This is a genomic window from Piscinibacter sp. HJYY11 (genome assembly GCF_016735515.1).
Classification (GTDB): Bacteria; Pseudomonadota; Gammaproteobacteria; order Burkholderiales; family Burkholderiaceae_C; genus Rhizobacter.
Map to the genome: position 1 here is coordinate 166919 of NZ_JAERQZ010000002.1, position 16753 is coordinate 183671.

Consider the following 16753-nt stretch of genomic DNA (forward strand, 5'->3'; position numbering starts at 1 on the left):
GTCTGTCGGAGCGCGGCGTGAGCTGTCTGTCGGACGTTGCCTACACCGGCAACATCTCATTGCTCAAATTGCAAAGCCGCAAGCCGCGCGTACAGGCCGTTGCTGGCAATCAGGCTCGCGTGCGTGCCGGTCTCGACGATGTGGCCGTGCTCCATCACCACGATGCGGTCGGCGCGCTGGATGGTGGCCAGCCGGTGCGCAATGACGAGCGTGGTGCGGCCCTGCATCGCCGATTCGAGCGCGGCCTGCACCATGCGCTCGCTTTCGGCGTCGAGCGCGCTGGTGGCCTCGTCGAGCAACAGCAGTGGGGGGTTCTTGAGCATGGCGCGGGCGATGCTGATGCGCTGGCGCTGGCCGCCCGACAGGCGCACGCCGCGCTCGCCGAGGAAGGTGCCGTAGCCCTCGGGCAGGGCGCGGATGAAGTCGTCGGCGAAGGCCGCGCGGGCCGCGGCGATCACCTCCTCGTCGCTGGCGTCGGGCTTGCCGTAGCGGATGTTCTCCATCGCGTTGGCCGAGAAGATCACGCTGTCTTGCGGCACGATGCCGATGCGCTGGCGCAGCGCGTGCAGGTCCACCTCGCGCACCGGCACGCCGTCGATCAGCACCTCGCCCGCACTCGCGTCGTAGTAGCGCAGCAGGAGCTGGAAGACGGTGCTCTTGCCGGCGCCGCTCGGGCCGACGAGGGCCACCGTCTCGCCGGGCTGCACGCGCAGGTTCACCTGCGACAGCGAGGCAAGCTGCGGCCGAGAGGGGTAGTGGAAGCGGACATCGCGCAGTTCCACCGACGAGCCGGCCGCGGTGGGCGGCAGCGGGGTGGGGCGTGCGGGTGACTGGATGGGCGAGTGGGCCGCGAGTAGCTCCATCAGCCGCTCGGTTGCGCCGGCCGCGCGCAGCAGGTCGCCATACACCTCGGACAGCACCGCCACGCTGCTCACGAAGATGATCACGTACACCACCGTCTGCCCCAGGTGCCCCGGCGAGATGACGCCGCGCATCACCGCCTGCGTGCCCTGGTACAGGCCCCACAGGAGCGCGCCGAAGGTGGCGGTGATGATGAAGGCGACCAGCAGCGAGCGCACGCGGGTGCGCTTGATCGCGGTGTGGAAGGCGTTCTCCGTCGACTGGCCGAAGCGTGCGGCCTCGCGCTGCTCCTGCGTGTAGCTCTGCACCACGGGGATGGCGTTGAGCACCTCGGCGGCGATGGCCGCCGAATCGGCCACGCGGTCCTGGCTCGCGCGGCTGAGCTTGCGCACGCGGCGGCCGGCGTAGATCGACGGCAGCACCACCAGCACCAGGATGCCGAGCACCTGCGACATCACGTACGGGTTGGTGATCACGAGCATGAGCAGGGCGCCCAGGCCCATCACGGCATTGCGCAGGCCCATCGAGAGGCTCGAGCCGACGACCGTCTGCACGAGCGTGGTGTCGGTGGTCAGGCGCGAGAGCACCTCGCCGGTCTGCGTGGTCTCGAAGAACTCGGGGCTCTGCTTCACCACGTGGGCATAGACCGCGTTGCGCAGGTCGGCCGTGACACGCTCGCCGAGCCAGGTGACGGCGTAGAAGCGTGCCGCCGAGAAGAGGCCGAGCGCCGCGCCCACGGCGAAGAGGGCGAAGAAGTGCTCGCGCAGGGCCATCACACGCTGGCCGGGGTCGGCAGAGACCAGGCCCTGGTCGATCAGCGACTTGAGTGCGACGGGGAACACGAGCGTCGTGACCGCCGCGAGCACGAGGAAAAGCCCGGCCAGCGAGATGTGCAGCCGATAGGGGCGCAGGAACGGGGCGAGGCCGCTCAGGGATTTGACGTTGCGCGCGGGTGCGGGGGTGGTGTCGGGCATGGGCGTCGAGTCTAGGTGGGGCGGCGGCGAGAACAGGCGGCGATCCCCTTCAATCCTGGCAAGGGATCATTTCGAATTTCGCAGCCTTGACAGTATTTGCTTAGGCAACTAAATTCTTGGCATGCCTCGCACACCCCCACCTGCGGATTTCTATCGGCCGAACGAGTACCCCGCCGACGACAGCGTCGGTTACCTGATTCGCCGCATCCTCACCTCGCTCAAGAGCGAAACCGACAAGCGCCTGGAGCCCCACGGCCTGACCAATGCGCAGTGGGAGCCGCTCTTCAAGCTGAAGAAGATCCAGAACGCGACGGTCGCCGAGCTCGCGCGCGAGATGCAGACCGACCCCGGCGCCACCACCCGCATGCTCGATCGCCTGGAAGCCAAGGGCCTGTGCAAGCGCGTGCGCTCCACGGCCGACCGCCGCGTGGTCAACGTCGAGCTCACGCCCGAGGGCGAGGCAGCGGCCGCGATGGTGCCGCCGGCATTGGCGGCGGTGATGAATGCGCACCTCGCCGGCTTTTCCAAGACCGAATGGCAGGCGCTGCTGGGCTACCTGCGCCGCATCATGGCCAACGCCGAAGCGATGCGCGACAACACGGAGAAGTAGACCCAGGGCCGCAATGCCCTGTCCTCCGCCCAGATAGTTGCCTAAGCAAATAAAGACCTGACAACAAATTCACATGACCGCCATGACGCCACAAGACACGCTCGACCACCCGCCGCCGGCCGCGCCCGATGCACCGGTCAGGGTGGCCCCCGTCCTCACGGCCCTCGTCGTCGCGCTCGCCTCGGCGATCGTGCTCACGCTCACCGGCTGTGCCAGCACGAACGGCATCGCGCCCGCCGCCCGGAAGATGGAGCCGGGCGCGCTCGGCCTCGACACCCCGCAAGCGGCCACCGCGGACGCCGCGCTGCAGTTGGACGCGCAATGGTGGCGCCGCTTCGGCGACGACACGCTCTCCGGCCTCGTCGACAAGGCGCTCGCCGGCAGCCCGAATCTCAAGGTGGCGCAGGCGCGCCTCCAGCGGGCGCAAGCCGGCGCCGATGTCGCGCGCTCGGCCGAGTGGCCGCAGGTCAACGCCGGCTTCGACGCGCAGCGCCAGCGCTACACCGCCAACGGCCTCGTGCCCCCGCCGATCGCGGGCACCACGCGCGAGACCGGCACGCTGCAGGCGACAGCCTCGTGGGAGATCGATTTCTTCGGCCGCAACCGCGCCGCGCTCGATGCCGCGGTGGGCGCACAGCGTGCGGCCGAGGCCGATGCACAAGCCGCGCGCGTGCTGCTGGCGAGCAACGTGGCGCGCAGCTACCTGCAACTGGCCCGCCTGATCGAGCAGCGCGAGGTGGCCAAGGCCTCGCTGCAACAGCGTGACAGCGTGCTGGCGCTGATCCGCCAGCGGGTGGACGCCGGACTCGACACGAAGGTGGAGCTGCGCCAGGGCGAGGGCGCCTTGCCCGAGACGCGCGCGCAGCTCGAAGCGCTGGCCGAGCAGATCACCCTGACCCGCCATGCGCTGGCCGCGCTCACCGTGCAGCCGCCGAATGCGCTCGATGCGCTGGCGCCGCGCCTCGCCACGCTCCAAGCCCAGCCGCTGCCGACCGCCGTGCCGGCTGACCTGCTGGGCCGCCGGGCCGACATCAGCGCCGCGCGCTGGCGCGTCGAAGCGGCCACCGGCGACGTGCAGGCCGCACGTGCCCAGTTCTATCCCAACGTCAACCTCACCGCCTTCGTCGGCTTCTCGAGCATCGGCCTCGACCGCTTGCTCAAGAGCAGCAGCGAGCAATACGGCGCGGGCCCGGCGATCCGCCTGCCGATCTTCGACGCGGGCCGCCTGCGCGCCAACCTGCGGGGCAAGTCGGCCGATCTCGACGCCGCGGTCGAGAGCTACAACGCCACGCTCGTCGATGCCGTGCGCGACGTGGCCGACCAGATTGCCTCGCTGCAGTCCATCACCCGCCAGCAGGCCGAGCAGGCCGCAGCGCGCGACGCCGCCGAGTCGGCCTACGACATCGCGGTGCAGCGCTACAAGGCCGGCCTCGGCACCTACCTCGTCGTGCTCAATGCCGAGAACGGCGTGCTCGCGCAGCGCCGGGCCGCGGCCGACCTGCAGGCGCGTGCGCTCGACACGCAGGTCGCGCTGATCCGCTCGCTCGGCGGCGGTTATGCCGACACCACGCCGGTTGGCACCGCCGCCGGCCACTGAACAACACCACCCAAGAAGTCCCGGAGAAACCTCATGAACGCTCCTCAAGTCCAGGCCCCTGCCGGCAACCCCAAGCGCCGGAAGGCGCTCACCGCCGTGGCCCTCGTCGTTGCGCTTGCCGGCATCGGCTACGGTGCCTACTACGGCCTCGTGCTCAGCCACTACGAGCACACCGACAACGCCTACGTGCAGGGCAACGTGGTGCAGCTCACGCCGCAGGTCGGCGGCACCGTGCTCGCGATCAACGCAGACGACACCGACTTCGTCAAGGCCGGCCAGGTGCTGGTGAAGCTCGACCCGGCTGATGCGCAAGTGGCGCTCGACCAGGCCGAAGCCCAGCTCGCGCAGACCGTGCGGGAGGTGCGCACGCTGTACGCCAACAACGCCACCTACAAGGCGCAGATCGCGCTGCGCGAGGCCGAGCTCGCGCGGGTGCAGAGCGACGTGGCGCGTGCGCAGGAAGACGTGAACCGCCGCACGCCGCTGCTCGCCACCGGCGCCGTCGGCAAGGAAGAGTACGAGCACGCCACCGCCCAGCTCAACGCGGCCAGGGCTGCGGTCGCGTCGGCGCAGTCGGCCGCGCTCGCCGCGCGCGAGCAGCTCGCTTCCAACCAGTCGCTCACCGACAACACCTCGGTCGAGCAGCATCCCAACGTGCAGCGCGCCGCCGCCCGCGTGCGCGAGGCCTACCTCGCCGTCAAGCGCTCCGAGCTCGTGGCGCCGGTCGATGGCCACGTCGCCAAGCGCAGCGTGCAGCTCGGCCAGCGGGTGCAGGCCGGCACGCCGCTAATGTCGGTGATCGCGCTCAACCAGGTCTGGGTCGACGCCAACTTCAAGGAAAGCCAGCTGAAGGCCTTGCGCATCGGCCAGCCCGTCACGCTCACCGCCGACATGTACGGCAGCAAGGTGGAGTACCACGGCAAGATCGAAGGCCTGGGCGCGGGCACCGGTGCCGCCTTCGCGTTGCTGCCGGCGCAGAACGCGACCGGCAACTGGATCAAGGTCGTGCAGCGCCTGCCGGTGCGCGTGTCGCTCGACCCGAAGGAGCTCGCCGAACACCCGCTGCGCGTGGGCCTCTCGATGGAAGCCAAGGTCGACGTGGCCGACACCAGCGGCAAGGCGCTCGCCGATGCGCCGCGCAGCACGGCGGTGGGCCATGCCGCCGCAATCGAAGCCAGCAGCGCCGAGGCCGATGCCGAGGTGCGCCGGATCATCGCGGTCAACACCGGCCGTGCCGCGCCGCGTGTGGCGGCGCCGGCTGTGAGCTCGTCGCCGGCGCCCGGCGGGCACGTCGCCTCGGCTGCGGTGCGCGCCTCGGTCGTGGCCGGCAAGTGAGGCGGGAGCCGGCCCATGTCGTCTTCCACCACCACGGCTGAGCTGCCGTCGCCGCCGCCCGCGGCGCCTGCCAATCGCCCGCCGGCCTATCCGCCGCTCACCGGTGGCCAGCTCGTGCTGGGCACGGTCGCGCTGTCGCTCGCGACCTTCATGAACGTGCTCGACAGCTCGATCGCCAACGTCTCGATCCCCGCGATCTCGGGCGACATGGGCGTGAGCCCGGCGCAGGGCACCTGGGTCATCACCTCCTTCGGCGTGGCCAACGCGATCAGCGTGCCGCTCACCGGCTGGCTCACGCAGCGGTTCGGCCAGGTGCGACTCTTCGCCGCGAGCATCCTGCTCTTCGTGCTGGCCTCGTGGCTGTGCGGCCTCGCGCCGAGCATCGAGCTGCTGATCGCCTTCCGCGTGCTGCAGGGCCTGGTGGCCGGGCCGATGATCCCGCTGTCGCAGACGCTGCTGCTGGCCAGCTACCCGCCCGCCAAGGCCGGCATCGCGATGGCGATGTGGGCGATGACGGTGCTGGTGGCGCCGGTGGTGGGCCCCCTGCTCGGCGGGTGGATCACCGACACGATCTCATGGCCCTGGATCTTCTACATCAACATCCCCGTGGGCCTGGTGGCGGCCGCCTTCACCTGGTCGATCTACCGCACCCGCGACCCGGGGCCGAGGCGTGTGCCGCTCGACACCGTGGGTCTCGTGCTGCTGGTGCTCTTCATCGGCGCGATGCAGATCATGGTCGACAAGGGCAAGGAGCTCGACTGGTTCGAGAGCAACGAGATCATCGCGCTCGCGGTGGTGTCGGTGGTGAGCTTCATGTTCTTCATCGCCTGGGAGCTGACCGAGAAACACCCGATCGTCGACCTGCAGCTCTTCGCACGGCGCAACTTCTGGCTGGGCACGGTGTCGCTGTCGGTGGCCTATGGCGTCTTCTTCGGCAACGTGGTGCTGATGCCGCTGTGGCTGCAGCAGTACATGGGCTACACCGCCACCTGGGCCGGCATCGCGGTGGCGCCGGTCGGCCTGCTCGCCATCGTGCTCTCGCCATGGGTGGGCAAGAACGTGCGGGTGATCGACCCGCGCAAGCTCTCCACGGTGGCCTTCCTCGGCTTCGGCCTCGTGCTGTGGATGCGTTCGCACTTCAACACGCAGGCCGACTTCCAGGCCATCCTGATCCCGACGGTGCTGCAGGGCGCGGCGATGGCGTTCTTCTTCATCCCGCTGCAGGCGATCACCTTCTCGGGCCTGCAGCCGCACGAGATGCCGGCGGCGGCGGGCCTGAGCAACTTCGTGCGCATCACGGCGGGTGCCGTCGGCACCTCGCTCTTCACCACCGCGTGGGACAGCCGCGCCACGCTCCACCACGCACAGCTCGCGGAAAGCATCAACCGGGGCAACAGTGCCGCGATGCAGACGCTCTCGCAGCTGCAGGCGGGCGGCTTGAGCTACGAGCAGGCGCTCGCGCAGGTCAACCGCATGATCGACCAGCAGGCCTTCACGATGGCGGCGACCGATCTCTTCTGGATGTCGTCCTTGCTGTTCGTGGCCTTGATCGGCCTGGTGTGGCTCACGCGGCCGCAGATGAATGCGGCTGGGGCCGATGCCGGTGGCGCCCATTGAGGTCCGTGCGGCCATTTAATGGACGATGATGCAATTTAAGCGCGGCGACCACGTTCACCCGGCTCAGTCAGCACTTTCGGCAAGTCAGTACACAGAGGTAGCAGGCCGGTACAACGGGGTGCGGGGATTCTCCTGATGCCGTAAAAGTAGACGACCGTCTACATTTTCGGAAGGCAATCACAACCCCAAGGAGACCTGCGATGACCTTCCGTACCAGCGCCACGCTGCGCGCGTTGCTGCCCGCTCTGGCCCTGCTGAGCTTCGGCGCCGAGGTGGCGGCCTCGGGCATCACCCAGAACGCGTCGTGGACGGTCAACCGCGCCAGCACGACAACCAAGTACCGCGTCGTCGCCTACGGTGACTCCATCTTCGCGGGCTACAACACCTCGCTGACCAGCGTGGCCCGCTACTCGGCCCCGACCGTGCAGGCCGAGTACCTGTCGGCCGCGTGGAATGCCGACATCGAGAGCATCCGCCGCACCAAGTCGGGCGCGGTGGCGCAGGAGATCTACGAGAGCAAGATCGTCGCCGAACGTGCCTACATGCAGAACAGCGCCACCCGCGTGGTCGCCTTCGAGATGTGCGGCAACGATGGCCTGCAGAACCGGGCCGATTTCGATGGCCAGACCGGCACCTGCAGCTACACCAAGCTGAACCAGGGCGTCGAGACCTGCAAGACCTACGTCGCCCGCGCGATGGACTACATCAACGCCAACGCCTATTCGGGCGTCAAGCTCAAGATCATCGGCAACCTGCACATGCCGGGCATGGATGCGTACAACAAGACCAGCAGCTGCCGCGACGCGAGCACCGGCCGTGGCGTCAACATCACCGAGATGATGCTCGGCGTGGCGGCGCGCGCGAACTACTGGATGTGCGAATACGCGCGCCAGAAGGGCTTCGTCTGCGTCGACAACTTCGCGCAGTACCACGCGGCCGACTACGACAGCAACGGCGACGGCCTCATCGACTCCGAGGCCATCAAGTACCGCCCGGGCGACACCGAAGCGGCCTATGTGACCCGCATCACCACGACCTACCGTTCGACCATCCGTGATGCCAACGTGAAGCGCGTCACCGCCGGCACGACCTACGACTACATCCAGTCTGACGACATCCACCCCACCTACACCGGCGGCAACGTGTCGCTGAGTTTCGGCACGGGCACCGGCTCTGCGGCACCGCGCTACACCGCGTTCACCGGCGGCAAGAGCCCGATCTGGGACCGCTACGCGCACGAGCGCTCGGGCTGGTCGATGGCGACGAGCAACCCCGCGACGCCTTGAGCCGGGTCGAGGCCTGACGTGAAAGAGCCGGGCAGTAACAGCCGGCAGACGGGGACCGAGAGCGGGGCCTTCGGCCCGTCGTTCGGGTACCTGGTCGCCGCGGTGCTCGTGGCCGGTGGCGTGGCCTACTGGCTGACGGCGCCTTCGCAGGAAGAAGCCGTCGCGCTGGACCCCGCCGCCGCCGCGTGGATCGCGACCCACCATCCGGCAACCGAATCCACGCACGTGGCCTCGGCGCCGGTGAAGGGGGTGGCGCAGAGCGCCTCGCTGCCGACGCGCCCGTTGGTGCGGGTGCGCGGTGCCGACGAAGACCCGTCGCCCGACCTCACCGACTACCTCAATCCTGGCGAGAAGCCGACGATGAACGAGGTGATCGACCGGCTGCGGCGTGCCGGTGTCACCACCGGCGTGGCCGCTTTCAACCCGCCCGGCACGAAGCCGGTGCTCGTCGGGCTGGCGGTGCCCGAAGACTTCGCGCTGCCGCCCGGCTACGTGCGCCACCACCAGACAACCGATGACGGGCAGGCCGTCGAGCCCATCCTGATGTACGCGCCCGACCACCCGCGCTTTGTCGACGCGTCGCGCCAGCCCATCGGAAGCGCCCGCGACCGTGTGGTGCCGCCCGAGCAGGCCCCGCCCGGCTTGCCGCTGCGGCGGGTGGTGGTCCCGGCGCCGGTCGAGCCCGACAAGGCCGGAAGTTGAAACCCGCCGCCTGGTTCTCCCGCCACGGCGGCCGCGCGTGGGTGGGCATCCTCGCGAGTGCGGCGCTCGTGTTCCTCTACGCACGCGGTGGCGCGGGCTGGTGGCTCGGCTTCGTGGCACTGGTGCCGTGGCTGCGCACGCTCGATGCCACGCCGACGTGGCGCGTGGCCTTGCTCAACGGCTGGGCGATGTCGGTCGCCTTCACCCTGGCGGCCTTCCCCTGGTTCGGTGCTGCCATCGGCCACTATGCGCAGCTCGGCACGGCCGCCGGCCTGCTGGTGCTGCTGGTCGCGGCGCCGCTCTTCCAGCCGCAGCTCCTCGCGTTCGCATTGCTGCGCCATCTGGCACGCCCGCGCGGCGTGGCGTTCGCGGCCCTGGTCGGTGCGGCCGCGTGGGTGGCGACCGAATGGCTCGTGCCCAAGATGCTGGGTGACACCTACGGCTACGGGCTCTATCCCTCCCATCTGCTGCGGCAGGCTGCCGACCTGGGCGGCACGGCCGGGCTGAGCGTCCTGCTGCTGCTCGTGAACGAGGCGGTGGCGCTCGCGTGGTCGCGCCGGGCAGAGGGTGCTCGCGCGATGCTCAAGCCGCTGGGCCTCGCCTTCCTCGTGCCGCTCGCGCTGGCCGCCTACGGCTGGGCGGCGCTCGCCAATCTTCCTGCCGCAACGGCCAAGCCGCTGCGCATCGGCCTCGTGCAATCGAACATCGCCGACTACGAGCGCCTGCGCCAGGAGAAGGGCGTCGACGCGGTCGTGCGCGAGGTGCTCGACACGCACTACGAGATGTCGCTGGCCGCGGTGGGCCAGCATCGCGTCGATGCGGTGCTGTGGTCGGAGACGGTCTACCCCACCACCTTCGCCCACCCCAAGAGCGAAGGCGGCGCGGAGCTCGATCGCGAGATCCAGGGCGTGATCGACACCGCCCGCGTGCCGTTTGTCTTCGGCACCTACGACCGTGACGACGCCGGCGAGTACAACGCGGCCGCCTTCGTGAACCCGGGCACCGGCCTGCTGGGCTTCTACCGCAAGACACGGCTCTTCCCGCTGACCGAATACGTCCCGGGCTGGCTCGACAGCGCCTGGCTGCGCCGCCTGCTGCCGTGGACGGGCGCCTGGCTCCCCGGCACTGGCGCTCGGGTGTTTCCGCTGCGCCTGGCCGACGGGCGCGAGATCCCCGTGCAGCCGCTCATCTGCCGCGACGATGTGGACCCGGGCCTCGCGATCGACGGCGCCCGGCTCGGCGCGCAGGCGCTCGTCACGATGTCGAACGACGCCTGGTTCACCACCTGGCCGCAAGGTGCCGAGCTGCACCAGGCCGCGGCTGCCTTTCGCAGCATCGAGACACGCCTGCCGCAGTACCGCGTGACCACCACCGGCTTCAGCGCTGCCATCGACCCCACCGGTGCGGTTCTCGCCAGCACCCGCATGGGCGAGCGCACCCTGGTGATCGGCGACCTGTCCGTCGCCGAGCCGCCGGTCACGCTGATGGTCCTGTGGGGCGACTGGGTGGGCCGCACGGCGGCGGTCTTTCTCGTCGTGCTCGCGGCCGTGTCGCTCGTGCGCCGCTGGCGCGGGCGGCTGGCCGGCCTGGCAACGGCACCCGCGGCGTGGCCCGCCGAGGGGGTGGTGCTGCCGCCTGCGCTTCGCGTCGTGGCGGGAGCGCTCCGCAGCGTCGCGCGCCTGAGCCTGCTCGTGATGGCGCTGGTGTTCCTCTTCGGTGACGGTCCGTTCCGCTCCAACAGCCTGGCGCAGATCCGGGCGTTCACGGCCTGCTTCCTGGTCCCGGAGCTGCTGGCGTGGCTGATGCTGCGCGCCTATGCGGCGCAGCTCAGCCTCGAAGGGGCGGTGCTGCGGCTGGCGCGCGGTGCGCGGCGGCTCGAGTTGCCTCTGGCCGACATCGTGTCCGTCGAGCCGTGGCGGCTCCCGGTCCCGGCGGCGGGCGCTTGGCTTCGCCTTCGCTCGGGCCAGCGTCACGGCCTGCTGCATGCCGACCCGGCGGGGCTGGCGCGTGCCATTGAGGCCGCAGGTGGCCCCGCGGTGGCCGATCGTCCCACCTTGCGCGCACGCACCTACGAGCAGGTGCGCCTTGCCATCCGCCGCGGGCGCCTGGAGCACCCGGTGCTCAAGTTCGTGCTCTTCCCCTTGCTGCTCGCCATCCCGGCGTTCCGGGTGCACCAGCACATCATGTTCGGCAGCAGCTTCGGCGAATACCATGCATACGGGCTCGTGGCCTACCTGCAGGCGTTTGCCATCTGGTGGGCGGCGTGGACGATCGCGGTGGTGGTCTGTGCGGCGGTGCTGCGCGCGCTCACCGAAGCCGGCACGCTGGCCAGCCTGTGGCTGCGGCCCGGTGCAGCGATCGATGCGCGCTGGTGGCTCGAGCGGGGCGGGCTCGCCTTGCTCTACCTCGGCCTGCCGGCGTGGCTGGCCATGAAGACGCTCGCCTGAAACGCGAGCTCAGGCCGTTTCCAGCACGTCGGCCTGGCGGGGGCGCACGCTCGCGAGCATGTCGGCCGCGTGCGCCAGCACCTCTTCGAGCGTGTCGCCGTGCATCGGCCAGATGGCCAGTCCGACGCTGCAGCCGATCTGCAACGTGCTGAGCGTGCGGTAGGCCAGCGGGCGCTGCAGCTCGGCCTTGATGCGTGCCGACATGCTGCGCGTGAAGTTCAGGCACTCGGTGTGCGGGGCGGCGAGCAGCAGCACGAACTCGTGCTCCTCGACGCGCAGCACGCGGTCTTCCTCGCGCACGAGCTGGCGCAGGCGGCGCGCCACCTGGCGCAGCACCTGTTCGCCGGCCTCTGCGCCGTAACGCTCGGTGATCTGGCTCACGCGGTCGAGGCCGACGTGCAGCACGCACAGGCGCAGGCCACGCTGTTCGAGGTCGTCGGACCAGGCGGTGTCGGCGTCGCCGAGTGCCTTCAGGGCCGAGAGGTCGGTGAGGGCATCGTGGTGCGCGGTGAGCAGGGGCACCGAAGGCTTGGCCGGCTGGCCAAAGGCGTCGGTGCGGCGGCGTGTGGGTTGGACGGGCGTCTGCCGCGGGCGCTCGGGCGCGCGCACCGAGCGGGGCACCACGGGGCGCGTTGGCGTGCGGCGGGTCACGAGGCCCAGCGCAAAGCAGGAGAACCAGGCCCAGGCCGCAAACGGCGCCTGTGCTGCCGTGACCGCCCAGGCGAGCAAGGCCGGCCGCGCCGGCAGGCGGGCAGTCGTTGCATCGGTGGTCGGGTCGGTCGGGCGCATGGTGCAGACAGAGGCGGGCGCTTTCATTGTGAGCCTCGGCGCAATTCGCTGTCTGGGGAATAAGGCACGTTTGTGCCTCTTTTTTCAGCAGATCGAGACGACGCCCCGGACGCGCCCTCAGAGCACGAGCCGCCCCGCGTAACCCGTCATCTCGAGGTAGCCGCGGCCCACCCGTGCGTCGCCGGCGCCCCGCAGGTCGCACAGGCCTTCCCAGTACCAGGCGCCGGTGCTGGCGCGGCTGTCGAGCTCCTGGGCGTCGAAGCGGGCCTGCACGCGGTGGCGGCCGGCGGGGGTGTCGATCGTCCACTCGACCGGGTAGCGGGCCTGCGACGCCGGGCTCTGCCATTGCCGGCCGGGCGTGAAGCGCACCTCGTCGGGCGCGAAGTTGCGCTGCTGGCCCGCCGCGTTGCGCAGGCTGCCCCCGGCGTAGAGCGCCGACCCATCGGTGCGGCGCAGGCGGAAGGCGGTGAGCGCGCTGCCGTCATCGAGGTTCATGCCGATCCAGTCCCAGCCGACGACCTCGGGGTGGAGCAGGGCGTCGCTCCACTCGTGGTCGAGCCAGGCCCGGCCCTGCACGGGCAGCGCCTGGCCGTCGAGCGTGAGCTGCCCCTGCGCCTGCAGCTGCGGCTGGCTGTAGTAGTGGCTGGCCGGGCCGGGCTGGGGCGCCTTGGCCGAGAAACCGGCCTGGCCCTGCAGCAGCACCGGCTGGGTGGTGGCGCACTGCAGGTCGAGCGCAAAGGCGGCGCGGTCGCTCGCGATGGTGGCGCGGTACACGCTGCGATCGGGGGCGCCGCTGCGCACCAGTGACCAGCCGCGCAGGCGCACGTCGGTGTCGCCGCTGGCCGCCTCGGCGATGCCGAAGCCGGCGCGCGCGATGCACTGGTCGTGCCGCTGGCGCTGCTGCGCCGGGTCGCCGAGTGCGGCATGGGCGAACACGAGCTGCGTGGGCGCGAAGCGGCTGGGCGAGCCGGCCCCGACGCCGGTGCGGCTGCGGAAGAAGGTGACCTGGAAGCCGAACTCGTGCGGGGCGCCCGAGACGGTGGCCTGCAGCACCCCCGTCAGGTACCACCATTCGGTGCGGGTGTCGGGGTGGGCGCCGAAGTCGGCCGGGAAGGTGAGCGCCCGCGGGGCCACCCCGGCGTGCGCCGGCCGCACGGCAGACAACGGGGCCAAGACGGTCAGAACCCCCAGCAATTCGCGGCGTTTCATGCGGCCAAGCATAGCCAGCCGGATGACAATGCAGGGTTCCGCAGATTACGTTGCCGATGAGCTCCTTCTCGCTACCCGAAGACTTCGACCTGGGCGAACACTTCGACCACCGCACCCTCATCCGCGCCATGGAGCTCAAGCCCCAGCAGGCCGTGACGGCGCTCCAGGTGGACGGGCCGCGACTCGTGAGCCGCGTGCAGGGTGCCGGCCCCAATGCCTACCAGCAGCACATCCAGTGGGTGCAGGACCGCCGCCTCGGCCCCAGGCTCGAAGGCCGTTGCTCCTGCCCCGCCGGCCACAACTGCCAGCACGTGGCCGCGGCGCTGATGGCCTTCGAGGCGCAGCAGATCCGTATCAAGAAAGGCCTGCCCGAAAAGCCCGGCGTGGCCACCCCCGTCGCCCGCCCGGCGCCGCCGCCGGCACCCGAGATGATCGAGCTGGGCGCGCTGGCCCTCGTGCCGGTGCTGCGGCTCACCACCTGCGTCGACGTGGCCTCCGAGGCGCTGCTGCACCACCGCTACGGCTCGGCGCAGGCCCGTTCGTCGACGCTGCGCCAGGGCGCGGCGCAGCTCTTCTACCGTTATCAGCCGGCCACCGGCAAGGCGCTCGACTATCACTTCCCCGCCGGCAACGCGACGACGACGCTCGCCGAGGTGAACGACCCGGCGCGGCCGGGCCGCATCGCGATGGGGCACTTCCAGCGCCAGTCGCTGGCCGAAGCCGCTGCGCTGCGCTCGCTGGTGGGCGAGCTGGAGCTGCGACCGTGGAGCCTCTCGGCCGGCCTGGCGGTCGAGCGTGTCACGCGCCAGCAGATGATCCGCCAGCCGGCCAGTGCGCCGGCCAGCCCCGAGTCGCACACGCCCATGCTGCTCGTGCCGCAGCGGCGCGACCGCTGGCCCGAGCTGCTGGCGCACCACATCCCCGAGCTCGAACGCCGCGGCTGGGTGGTGGAGCTGGCCGACGACTTCCCCTACGAGCTGCACCAGGCCGACGACTGGTCGGTCGACATCGGCGAAGAGCCCGGCGGCCACTGGTTCAGCGTGGGCCTGCGCGTCACGGTCGACGGCGAGCCGGTGAACCTGGTGCCGCTGCTCGTGAGCCTGGTGCAGAACGGCTGGCTCAACGGCGAGTCGGCGCTGAGCCGCACCGAAGGCAGCGAGGTGCTGGTGCCGTGGTCGGTCGAGAGCGCGCCGGCGCCCGGCACCGCGCCGCGCCAGCGCCTGCTGCGGCTGCCCATCGCGCGCGTGCTGCCGCTGATGGAGTGGCTGCGCAGCGTGTTCCGCGTGGGCGAGCGCTCCAACGCGCTGCGACTCTCGCGCTTCGACCTGGGCACGCTCGAATCGCTGGGCCAGGCCGGCAAGGTCACCGCGCCGCCCAGCTACACCGAGCTGATGGAGCAGGTGAAGCTGCTCAACGGCGAAGGCGGTCTGCCCGCCATCGAGGCCTCGCCCAACGTGCAGGCCACGCTGCGCCACTACCAGCTCGATGGCCTGGCGTGGATGGATTTCCTGCGCCGCTCGCGCCTGGGCGGTGTCCTCGCCGACGACATGGGCCTGGGCAAGACGCTGCAGGCGCTCGCGCTGCTGCAGGCCGAGCTCGACGCCGGCCGGCTCGACCGCCCGAGCCTCGTGATCGTGCCCACCAGCCTCATCGGCAACTGGGAGGCCGAGGCGCGGCGCTTCACCCCGGGCCTGAAGCTCGTGGTGCTGCACGGTGCGCAGCGCGCCAAGCACTTCAAGCACATCGCCGGCGCCCACCTCGTCATCACCAGCTACCCGCTCGCCATGCGCGACATGGCCACCCACGGCGCGCAGGAGTGGCACTACGTGATGCTCGACGAAGCACAGCGCATCAAGAACTCGCGCAGCCAAGCCGCGCTGTCGGTGAAGGAGCTCAACGCGCGACACCGGCTCTGCCTCTCGGGCACGCCGCTCGAGAACCACCTGGGCGAACTGTGGAGCCTGATGGACTTCGTCTGCCCCGGGCTGCTCGGCAGCGAGGCGCAGTTCCGCGAGCACTACCGCACGCCCATCGAGCGCCGGCAGGACACCTTCCGCGCGCAGCAGCTGGCGCGGCGCGTCAAGCCTTTCCTGCTGCGGCGGACCAAGCAGCAGGTCGCACGCGAGCTGCCCGAGAAGACCGAGACGCTGCTGCGCGTGGAGCTGAGCGGCACGCAGCGCGACCTCTACGAGACCGTGCGCGCCACGATGGACAGCAAGCTGCGCGAGGTGATCGCCCAGCAGGGCCTCGCGCGCAGCCAGATCATGGTGCTCGACGCGCTGCTGCGGCTGCGCCAGGTGTGTTGCGACCCGCGCCTGCTCAAGACCGGCGACGACGGCGAGGCGACAGCCACGCGAGCGCACCACCCGTCGGCCAAGATGGAGCTGCTGCTCGACCTGCTGCCCACGCTGGTGGAAGACGGGCGCCGGGTGCTGCTCTTCTCGCAGTTCACCGAGATGCTCGCGCTCATCGAGGCGGAGCTCGTGCGCCTGAAGCTGCCCTACCTGCTTCTCACCGGCGAGACCAAGGACCGCGGCGCCCTGGTCGAGAAATTCCAGCAGGGCGACACGCCGCTCTTCCTCATCAGCCTGAAGGCCGGTGGCGTGGGGCTGAACCTCACCGCGGCCGACACCGTGATCCTCTACGACCCCTGGTGGAACCCGGCCGTGGAGCAGCAGGCCATCGACCGCGCCTATCGGATCGGGCAGGACAAGCCGGTCTTCGTCTACAAGCTGCTCGCCAGCGGCACCGTGGAAGACAAGATGCTCGAGCTGCAGGCACGCAAGGCGGGCCTCGCCGACTCGCTGCTCTCGGGCGTGGCGAGCGACGCGGCGCTGACCGCGCAGGACTTCGACGAACTCTTCAAACCCCTGGGCGGAGAGCAGGAATAGACCCGCCGCGGGCCGACGGCCCGACGCGGATTTTTCCTACAGGCCGCGCTGGAACATCCTTCGATCATGGTGTCTTGTCGAACGCACCTTGAAGGGGGTTCCATGTCAGACCTTCCCCGTTTCCAGCGCCAGGTCCAGGCCGTGGGCCAGATGCTGTCGTCGGCCGGCTACGACGCCGATGACTTCGAGATCCAGGCCGACCGCTCCTCGCCGCTGGCCCAGTTGTTCCGCCTGGCCGGCGGCGTGCTCGTGGTGAAGCGCCGCTCCACCGGCGAGTCGCGGTTCTACGCGACCGACAGCGAATCGGCCTGGGCCGACACGCTGATGAGCGACCTCGAGCACGGCGCGCTGGCCGCGCCCACCGATACCCGACCGGGCCTCCTGTCATAGCCCGCTGCGGGCGGCTGAGGTGTCTATACTGAAGTAGATACCCCA

General features: G+C 70.4%; 12 protein-coding genes. 9 read left to right on the plus strand and 3 right to left on the minus strand.

Features of this window, described 5'->3' with window-relative positions; genetic code table 11:
* Positions 1-56: 56 nt before the first annotated feature.
* Positions 57-1835 (minus strand): ABC transporter transmembrane domain-containing protein, encoded by a 1779-nt coding sequence (locus JI745_RS24520; RefSeq protein WP_201813074.1) that lies wholly within the window; start codon positions 1833-1835, stop codon positions 57-59.
* Positions 1836-1956: 121 nt separating this feature from the next.
* Here JI745_RS24520 and JI745_RS24525 point away from each other — a divergent pair, with 121 nt between their 5' ends.
* The 7 genes from JI745_RS24525 to lnt all read left to right on the plus strand — a co-directional run bounded on the left by JI745_RS24525 (position 1957) and on the right by lnt (position 11429).
* On the plus strand, positions 1957-2445 hold the full coding sequence (locus JI745_RS24525) for a MarR family winged helix-turn-helix transcriptional regulator (RefSeq protein ID WP_201813076.1): 489 nt from the start codon (positions 1957-1959) through the stop codon (positions 2443-2445).
* Between the two features lie 82 nt (positions 2446-2527).
* A complete protein-coding gene (locus JI745_RS24530; protein ID WP_201813078.1) occupies positions 2528-4042 on the plus strand; it encodes an efflux transporter outer membrane subunit in 1515 nt (504 codons plus the stop codon).
* Between the two features lie 33 nt (positions 4043-4075).
* Entirely contained in the window at positions 4076-5377 is a 1302-nt protein-coding gene (locus JI745_RS24535; RefSeq protein WP_201813080.1) for an HlyD family efflux transporter periplasmic adaptor subunit, read from the plus strand.
* 15 nt (positions 5378-5392) lie between these two features.
* Positions 5393-6994 (plus strand): DHA2 family efflux MFS transporter permease subunit, encoded by a 1602-nt coding sequence (locus JI745_RS24540; RefSeq protein ID WP_201813082.1) that lies wholly within the window; start codon positions 5393-5395, stop codon positions 6992-6994.
* 200 nt (positions 6995-7194) lie between these two features.
* A complete protein-coding gene (locus JI745_RS24545; protein WP_236675431.1) occupies positions 7195-8280 on the plus strand; it encodes an SGNH/GDSL hydrolase family protein in 1086 nt (361 codons plus the stop codon).
* Positions 8281-8298: 18 nt separating this feature from the next.
* On the plus strand, positions 8299-8982 hold the full coding sequence (locus tag JI745_RS24550) for a hypothetical protein (RefSeq protein ID WP_201813084.1): 684 nt from the start codon (positions 8299-8301) through the stop codon (positions 8980-8982).
* Entirely contained in the window at positions 8979-11429 is a 2451-nt protein-coding gene (gene lnt, locus JI745_RS24555; RefSeq protein ID WP_236675432.1) for an apolipoprotein N-acyltransferase, read from the plus strand. The genes JI745_RS24550 and lnt overlap by 4 nt, the downstream gene beginning before the upstream one ends.
* 9 nt (positions 11430-11438) lie before the next feature.
* Here the strand turns inward: lnt and JI745_RS24560 are convergent, their stop codons facing one another.
* A complete protein-coding gene (locus JI745_RS24560; RefSeq protein WP_201813087.1) occupies positions 11439-12218 on the minus strand; it encodes a GGDEF domain-containing protein in 780 nt (259 codons plus the stop codon).
* 117 nt (positions 12219-12335) lie between these two features.
* Positions 12336-13427, minus strand: a complete 1092-nt coding sequence (locus JI745_RS24565) for a carotenoid 1,2-hydratase (protein WP_236675433.1) — start codon at positions 13425-13427, stop codon at positions 12336-12338.
* A gap of 56 nt (positions 13428-13483) precedes the next feature.
* Here JI745_RS24565 and JI745_RS24570 point away from each other — a divergent pair, with 56 nt between their 5' ends.
* Positions 13484-16318 carry a DEAD/DEAH box helicase gene (locus JI745_RS24570; RefSeq protein WP_201813091.1) on the plus strand — a complete coding sequence of 945 codons (2835 nt, stop codon included), beginning with the start codon at positions 13484-13486 and terminating at the stop codon, positions 16316-16318.
* 102 nt (positions 16319-16420) lie between these two features.
* Positions 16421-16708, plus strand: coding sequence for a hypothetical protein (locus JI745_RS24575; protein WP_201813093.1), 288 nt, complete (start codon positions 16421-16423; stop codon positions 16706-16708).
* Positions 16709-16753 lie beyond the last annotated feature (45 nt).

What these genes read in the sequence shown, in the direction of transcription:
- JI745_RS24520 (WP_201813074.1), bottom strand. Translation starts at nt 1,835, where the DNA reads ATGCCCGACACCACCCCCGCACCCGCGCGCAACGTCAAATCCCTGAGC.
- JI745_RS24525 (WP_201813076.1), top strand. Translation starts at nt 1,957, where the DNA reads ATGCCTCGCACACCCCCACCTGCGGATTTCTATCGGCCGAACGAGTAC.
- JI745_RS24530 (WP_201813078.1), top strand. Translation starts at nt 2,528, where the DNA reads ATGACGCCACAAGACACGCTCGACCACCCGCCGCCGGCCGCGCCCGAT.
- JI745_RS24535 (WP_201813080.1), top strand. Translation starts at nt 4,076, where the DNA reads ATGAACGCTCCTCAAGTCCAGGCCCCTGCCGGCAACCCCAAGCGCCGG.
- JI745_RS24540 (WP_201813082.1), top strand. Translation starts at nt 5,393, where the DNA reads ATGTCGTCTTCCACCACCACGGCTGAGCTGCCGTCGCCGCCGCCCGCG.
- JI745_RS24545 (WP_236675431.1), top strand. Translation starts at nt 7,195, where the DNA reads ATGACCTTCCGTACCAGCGCCACGCTGCGCGCGTTGCTGCCCGCTCTG.
- JI745_RS24560 (WP_201813087.1), bottom strand. Translation starts at nt 12,218, where the DNA reads ATGCGCCCGACCGACCCGACCACCGATGCAACGACTGCCCGCCTGCCG.
- JI745_RS24565 (WP_236675433.1), bottom strand. Translation starts at nt 13,427, where the DNA reads ATGAAACGCCGCGAATTGCTGGGGGTTCTGACCGTCTTGGCCCCGTTG.
- JI745_RS24570 (WP_201813091.1), top strand. Translation starts at nt 13,484, where the DNA reads ATGAGCTCCTTCTCGCTACCCGAAGACTTCGACCTGGGCGAACACTTC.
- JI745_RS24575 (WP_201813093.1), top strand. Translation starts at nt 16,421, where the DNA reads ATGTCAGACCTTCCCCGTTTCCAGCGCCAGGTCCAGGCCGTGGGCCAG.